Raw genomic sequence first — 5,528 nt, 5'->3', positions numbered from 1 at the left:
CAGTCGACAAGGCGATCGGGATGGTGACGAACGCTGCGACGAAGCTGGGCGCGAACAAGACGCAGATCGACGGACAGAAGACCTTCGTCGACACGCTGATGAAGGCGAACGACCGGACGATCGGCATCCTGGTGGATGCGGATATCGAGGAGGAGTCGACGAAGCTGAAGGCGCTGCAGACGCAGCAGCAGCTGGCGGTGCAGTCGCTCTCGATCGCCAACTCGGCAAGCCAGAACGTGATGTCGCTCTTCCGCTAAGACGACCGGCCGCCGTCACCGGCGGCGGCCCGAACGACGAAGCCCCGGGCGGTCGACCGCCCGGGGCTTTCGCATGAAGGAGGGGAGGGGGATCAGCCGACGAAGGTGTAGCCGGCCAGGCGCTTGGCCTCGATCGGGTCGTAGCCGAGGCGCATCCGCAGCTTCTTGCGCAGCTTGCTGATGTGGCCCTCGACCACGCTCTCGTCGACCGCGCTGTCGAGGTCGCCGTAGACCGCCTTGAAGATCTGGCCCTTGGTCACCGGCCGGCCGCGGTTGCGGGCGAGGTAGTCCAGGATGTCGCGCTCGCGCCGCGGCAGGAGCAGGCTCTGGCCGTCGATCTCGGGGTCGCGCCCGTCGGTGTGGACGGTCAGGCGGCCGCTGCGATCCGGGGTGCTCGCGGGCTTCGCCTCGCTGCGGTTGGTGCGGCGGCGGATGGCGCCGGCCCGGGCGATGATCTCGCGGACGTGGACCGGCTTGCGCACCACGTCGTCGATGCCGGCGGTGAACAGGGCGAGGGTCTGCTCGAGCGAGCGGGTCTCGTTGAGCGCGATGATCGGCGCGCCGGAGAGGCTGCGCAGGGCTGCGGTGAAGGCCATTCGGTCGGCGCAATCGCCGATCACGAAGCCCTCGACCGCCGCGAGGTCCTGGGCCGGCGTGGCGTCGATCCAGGTCTGGACGTCCCGCACGTCCAGCCCCCGGGCCGCCACGCCTTCCACACCGAAGCCCGCCACGTATTGCGCGGCCACGTTCTCCCGCTCGTCGACGACGATGTACACGCCAGCCCCCAAGATTTTTTGACGAGTTCTCTGTCCCTGCCGCCAGTATTGGCGGCGGGGTTGCTTGGTTCATATTGTCAGAGTGGTGCCGGGACTTTGCGGTGAACCCGCGCTGTCGATCGGCTCGCGCGTCGAGGCGCGGGGTCGTGAACGATTTGTTAAGGCGACCTTCGCGCTCAAATAGTTAATTTTGTGTTAACAACGGGCGAAAGATGTCCACTTGCGGACACAGCTCGTGGCGCGCCGGCAACATGCGATCGTGGATTTCGTTAAAAATCAGCGGCTTGGAAAAAATTCTGACCCGCGGCAGACCTGTTGCGCCGAAGCGACAGTGCCGCGGCCGCGCCTAGCGGTCGAGCTCCGGGTAGCGCCGGAAGATCCCGTCCTCGTTGAAGGCGGTGCGCCGGTCGCTCGCCAGATAGGCGGCGATGCGGGGCCGGGAGGCCACGAGCCGGTGCAGCGCGATCACCTTCGGGGTGGCGGCGAGGGCCCGCTCGGTCGCCCGCGGGAAAGCATAGGCCAGGCCCTCGACGAGCTGGAACAGCGAGAGATCCGCGTAGCTGAGACGGTCGCCGACGAGGTGGCGCGGGCCGGACGGATTGGCGGCCAGCACCCGTTCGAGCCACTCTAGGAATTTCGGGATCCGGTTGTCGCGAAAATCCTCGGCGCGGCGGGCGGCCTCGGGCTTCTGCTCCTCGTAATACAGGGCCGAGGCGATCGGATGGTGGCTGTCATGGGCCTCGGCCACCGCGTCGGCGAGGGTGAGCTGGATCTGGTGGGTCCAGATCCGGTCGGCCTCGCTCTCGCCGACCAGGCCGAGGCGCGGCCCGAGATAGAGCAGGATCGCGGCGGTCTGGCCGATCACCAGGTCGCCGTCGCGCAGGTACGGCGGCGCGAAGGGCGGGCGGGGCGGCCTCTCGAGGCCCGCCATCAGGCCGTCGATGCCGTCCTCGCGGGCGACGTCGACGTAGTCGGCCCCGGCCTCCTCGAGGGCGAGGCGGACGAACTCGCCCCGTCCCTGGATCGCCGGCCAGTAATGGAGCTCGTAGGCCATCGGATCGCCCTTCGCGTCGGCCCGTGCGGGCTCACCAGCCGCGCATCTCGTCGTGGTTCGGGCGCCGGCCTTGCGGCGTCAAGCCGTCGATCACGCCCGGCAGAACCTGGGCGAGCTGCGCCAGGAGGTCGTCCCGGCCCAGGCCCGTCTGGCGGCTCAGGGTGTCGACGGTCTCGGGGCCGAGCGCCTGGGCGAGCTGCTGCGGCTGGATCGGCCGGTTATGGCCGGGCCCGATCCAGGATTCGATCAGCTCGCCGAGGCCGCCCTGGCGGAAGCGGTCGACGAGGTGGTCGAGGCCACCGCCCGCGGCATCGTCGGGTTGCTCCCGGTCGAGGCGGGAATAGGGGCCGGCGCCCTGGTCGAACGAATCCTGGTCGAACGGATTCTGCATCCCGCCGCCGGCGGGGGAGGGGGCTCGGGTCCCGCCGCCGGGGCCGTCGAGCATGCCGGCGAGGTCGGAATAGGGATTGTCCGGATCCTCGTCGCGCCGGGCGCGGCCGCGGGGCGCCTCGTCCCGGGGCGTGGGCATGTCGTAGCCGTGCGGATCCGGGGCGTAGCCGTCGTCCGGTCCGCCCTGCGGCGCCGGGCGGCGGCCGCCGCCGAAGATGTCGCCGAAGCCGCCCTGCATCGCCTTGGCGGCGAGCAGCATCAGCAGCGCCTTGACGAGGGGCGACATCGCCCCGGAGCCGCCGTCGTGGCGTCCTTCGTGCCGGCTTCCGCCCCCGAGGACGTTGCCGAGCACCGAACCGATGACCTGATCGAGCAGACCCATGGGTGCCTCCCGTCGCGCGTGTTCGCGCGAGGGTTAACCGCGTTGTCCCGCCGCGGTTGCCTTACCGGCGGTCGCCGGCCCCGTTGCCGCCGCCGGTGGCGCGCCGGTCCTTGGGGTCGAGCTTGTCGAGAGGGTTGGTCCGCGAGGAGGCATTGCCGCTCAGGCCGGTATCGCCGGGCATCACCTTGGTGTCCGGCTTGATCGCCTGCGGCGGCGCCACGCCAGAGGTGTCGCTCCGCGCGGCATCGGGAACGTCGGCCCGGGTCGGCTGGTCGCGGCGGTCGGAGATCGCGAGGGCCGGCATGGTGCTCGCGACGAGGAGCAGGAGGACGGAAGCGGGGCGGAGCAGTGCAGGCATGTCGGCCTCCGGCGGGGTTCCGTTCGGTGCGGGGGATCTGGCGCGCGGGACCTTCGGAAAGGTCCCTGCAAAGATCTCTCCTGGGCTAAGCGGTCGGAAGCGCGGCGGTTCCGGGCCGGCGGCGTAAAAAGCCGCGCATGCGAGAAAGGACCGCCCGGGGGCGGCCCTTTCTCCTCGGGTTACATGCTCATCAGGGCGTTGGCGGTGCCGATGACCGTCATGGCCAGGCCGCCGGCCAGGACGCCGATCATGCCGTAGGAGACGGCACGCAGAAGCTTCATCTCGCTCATGTCCAGTTTCCCTCGATCCACGTTTCGGTTAGCAGCGATGCCCGCCCGAGGTCTGGCCGTATTGCTTGACCGGGAAGTTCTGCTGGTTGGCGTTGCCCTCGGAGGCCGAGCTCATCGGGCAGGCGCCGTAGAACGGCACGCTGGTATTGGCCGAGCCGAGGGAACCGGTGGTCTCGACATCGCGGGCACCGTAGGGGGCCGGGGACTTCGCGCTGAATGCCATGGCGGACGAAATCGGAGCGGCGCCAAGGACAAACGCGGTGACGACGGCGGCGATTCGGGTCTTCATCTGGTATTCAGGCTCCATGACGCTGTGCAGGCCGGTCTCTCTGGCCCGCATCCGTTGCGGTGATCGGAATATAGGTGGCGGCAAACTGCCGTGATGTGTTCCCGCGCACGCGGCGCATCGGAACGAAAATCGGCCCGGAGCCGCGGGCGGTCGGCGCGGTCGCGGCCGTTCCATTGCGTGAAGGCGGGGCCGGCGCGGTGCATCGCCCGGGCATGCGTCACATCCCGCTACCACCCCGTGCTCTTCCCTGGAGCTAGTCTAAGGGGCTTCCCGGGCGGCCGCAGCCGCGGCGCCCGCCAACGAAACGAGGTTCCTGCCGCCGATGGCCAAGCCCGTCCACTCGATGATCCGCGTCCTCGACGAGGAGCGCTCCCGCGCCTACTACGCCCGCGCCTTCGGCCTGGAGCTCGCCGAGCGCGTCGGCTTCGACGGTTTCGCGCTCGTCTACCTGCGCCACCCGTCCTCGCCGTTCGAGCTGGAGCTGACGGTGAACTTCGACCGCACCGAGCCCTACGACCTCGGCAACGGCTACGGCCACCTCGCGGTGGTGGTGGACGACGTCGACGCCGAGCATGCCCGCTTCACCCGGGAGGGGCTGCCCGCGACCCCGGTCAAGGACTTCCAGCACCAGGGCAAGACCCTGGCTCGCTTCTTCTTCGCCACCGACCCGGACGGCTACAAGATCGAGGTGATCCAGAAGGGCGGCCGCTTCGGCTGAGCGAATCCCCGGCGGCCCGGGAAAGCGCGCGACAGACGCGCCCCGGGCCGGCCCACACCACCGACGACACGCATGAGAGGACACGCCCATGAGAGAAGTCGATCCGCGCGCGCGATTCAGCCGCCGCGGCTTCCTGCAGACCGCCGCCGTCGCGGCCCCCGCAGCCGCCCTCGCCACCGGCGCCGGGCTCCAGGTCTCCGAGGCCTGGGCCGAGAACGGCGCGGCGTTGGCGCCGGCCGAGCTGAAGACCCTGGTGAAGATGGCGCGGGACATCTACCCGCACGACTTCCTCGCCGACGTCTATTACATCACGGCGATCAAGCCCTGGGACGGCAAGGCCGCCGCCGACCCGGCCGTGAAGGCGCTGCTGACCTCGGGCGTGCGCCGCCTCGACGAGGACGCCCAGGCCCGCCACCGGGTCAACTACGCCCAGATCGGCTGGGAGGCCGACCGGGTCGCGGTGCTGGAGGGCATCAGCCACACCGACTTCTTCAAGAAGATCCGCTCCGACCTCGTCGTCTCGCTCTACAACCAGCCGGAGATCTGGCCGAAATTCGGCTACGAGGGCCCGTCCGCCGACAAGGGCGGCTACATCCAGCGCGGCTTCAACGACATCGACTGGCTGCCGAAGGTCTGACCGGCCGGATGCCGCGGCAGATCGACCGTCAACACAAGAACAATCAATGAACGACTGCGCCGGCCCGGACGCGACCGGCCGCGCGGACCGGAGGAAACCATGGCCACATTCGACCTGAACGACGACGGCCTCGTCGTCATCGTCGGCTCGGGCGCCGGCGGCGGCACGCTCGGCACCGAGCTGGCGCTCAAGGGCATCCGCTGCGTCATCCTCGAGGCGGGCGCCCGCCACAACATGGGGGATTTCGTCAACGACGAGTGGGCGAGCTTCGCTCAGCTCGCCTGGACCGACATGCGCACCACCCCGGGCTCGTGGGCGGGGGGGGGGGGGGTCCCCCACCCCCCCGCCGTGGGCTGCCTAGGGGGGGGTCGGCGCCC

At 70.0% G+C, this 5,528-nt stretch carries 8 protein-coding genes and 1 pseudogene; 4 read left to right on the top strand and 5 right to left on the bottom strand.

The genetic code is table 11. The annotated features are described in order from the left end of the window. A partial coding sequence (locus VQ03_RS26585) for a flagellin (RefSeq protein ID WP_048453931.1) occupies window positions 1-257 on the top strand: 257 nt, incomplete at its 5' end. Between the two features lie 92 nt (window positions 258-349). Here the strand turns inward: VQ03_RS26585 and VQ03_RS26580 are convergent. The 5 genes from VQ03_RS26580 to VQ03_RS26560 form a co-directional block, all read right to left on the bottom strand. Then, entirely contained in the window at window positions 350-1,033 is a 684-nt protein-coding gene (locus VQ03_RS26580) for a response regulator transcription factor (protein WP_048453930.1), read from the bottom strand. 346 nt (window positions 1,034-1,379) lie between these two features. Next, window positions 1,380-2,087 carry a glutathione S-transferase gene (locus VQ03_RS26575; RefSeq protein ID WP_048453929.1) on the bottom strand — a complete coding sequence of 236 codons (708 nt, stop codon included), beginning with the start codon at window positions 2,085-2,087 and terminating at the stop codon, window positions 1,380-1,382. A 31-nt stretch (window positions 2,088-2,118) separates the two neighbouring features. Further along, window positions 2,119-2,859 carry a YidB family protein gene (locus tag VQ03_RS26570; protein WP_048453928.1) on the bottom strand — a complete coding sequence of 247 codons (741 nt, stop codon included), beginning with the start codon at window positions 2,857-2,859 and terminating at the stop codon, window positions 2,119-2,121. A 61-nt stretch (window positions 2,860-2,920) separates the two neighbouring features. Next, the gene (locus tag VQ03_RS26565; RefSeq protein WP_048453927.1) at window positions 2,921-3,217 is read right to left on the bottom strand and encodes a hypothetical protein; all 297 of its coding nucleotides are present in this window, start codon (window positions 3,215-3,217) and stop codon (window positions 2,921-2,923) included. A 318-nt stretch (window positions 3,218-3,535) separates the two neighbouring features. Then, the gene (locus VQ03_RS26560; RefSeq protein ID WP_048453932.1) at window positions 3,536-3,796 is read right to left on the bottom strand and encodes a hypothetical protein; all 261 of its coding nucleotides are present in this window, start codon (window positions 3,794-3,796) and stop codon (window positions 3,536-3,538) included. A gap of 322 nt (window positions 3,797-4,118) precedes the next feature. Between VQ03_RS26560 and VQ03_RS26555 the strand changes: the two genes are divergently transcribed. The 3 genes and pseudogenes from VQ03_RS26555 to VQ03_RS26545 all read left to right on the top strand — a co-directional run. Continuing rightward, complete coding sequence (locus VQ03_RS26555) at window positions 4,119-4,514, top strand: VOC family protein (RefSeq protein ID WP_048453926.1); 396 nt, start codon at window positions 4,119-4,121, stop codon at window positions 4,512-4,514. An 88-nt stretch (window positions 4,515-4,602) separates the two neighbouring features. Then, complete coding sequence (locus tag VQ03_RS26550; RefSeq protein ID WP_048453925.1) at window positions 4,603-5,151, top strand: twin-arginine translocation signal domain-containing protein; 549 nt, start codon at window positions 4,603-4,605, stop codon at window positions 5,149-5,151. A 99-nt stretch (window positions 5,152-5,250) separates the two neighbouring features. Continuing rightward, window positions 5,251-5,528, top strand: a pseudogene (locus VQ03_RS26545) (GMC family oxidoreductase); the annotation flags it as partial.

It is taken from the genome of Methylobacterium tarhaniae, from assembly GCF_001043955.1.
In the GTDB taxonomy this organism is placed as follows: domain Bacteria; phylum Pseudomonadota; class Alphaproteobacteria; order Rhizobiales; family Beijerinckiaceae; genus Methylobacterium; species Methylobacterium tarhaniae.
The sequence above is the reverse complement of the archived record's forward strand: the minus strand, read 5'-3'. Positions and strand labels throughout refer to the sequence as shown.

Coding starts and splice junctions, on each gene's coding strand:
- VQ03_RS26575 (WP_048453929.1), bottom strand. CDS start 2,087: ATGGCCTACGAGCTCCATTACTGGCCGGCGATCCAGGGACGGGGCGAG.
- VQ03_RS26570 (WP_048453928.1), bottom strand. CDS start 2,859: ATGGGTCTGCTCGATCAGGTCATCGGTTCGGTGCTCGGCAACGTCCTC.
- VQ03_RS26565 (WP_048453927.1), bottom strand. CDS start 3,217: ATGCCTGCACTGCTCCGCCCCGCTTCCGTCCTCCTGCTCCTCGTCGCG.
- VQ03_RS26560 (WP_048453932.1), bottom strand. CDS start 3,796: ATGAAGACCCGAATCGCCGCCGTCGTCACCGCGTTTGTCCTTGGCGCC.
- VQ03_RS26555 (WP_048453926.1), top strand. CDS start 4,119: ATGGCCAAGCCCGTCCACTCGATGATCCGCGTCCTCGACGAGGAGCGC.
- VQ03_RS26550 (WP_048453925.1), top strand. CDS start 4,603: ATGAGAGAAGTCGATCCGCGCGCGCGATTCAGCCGCCGCGGCTTCCTG.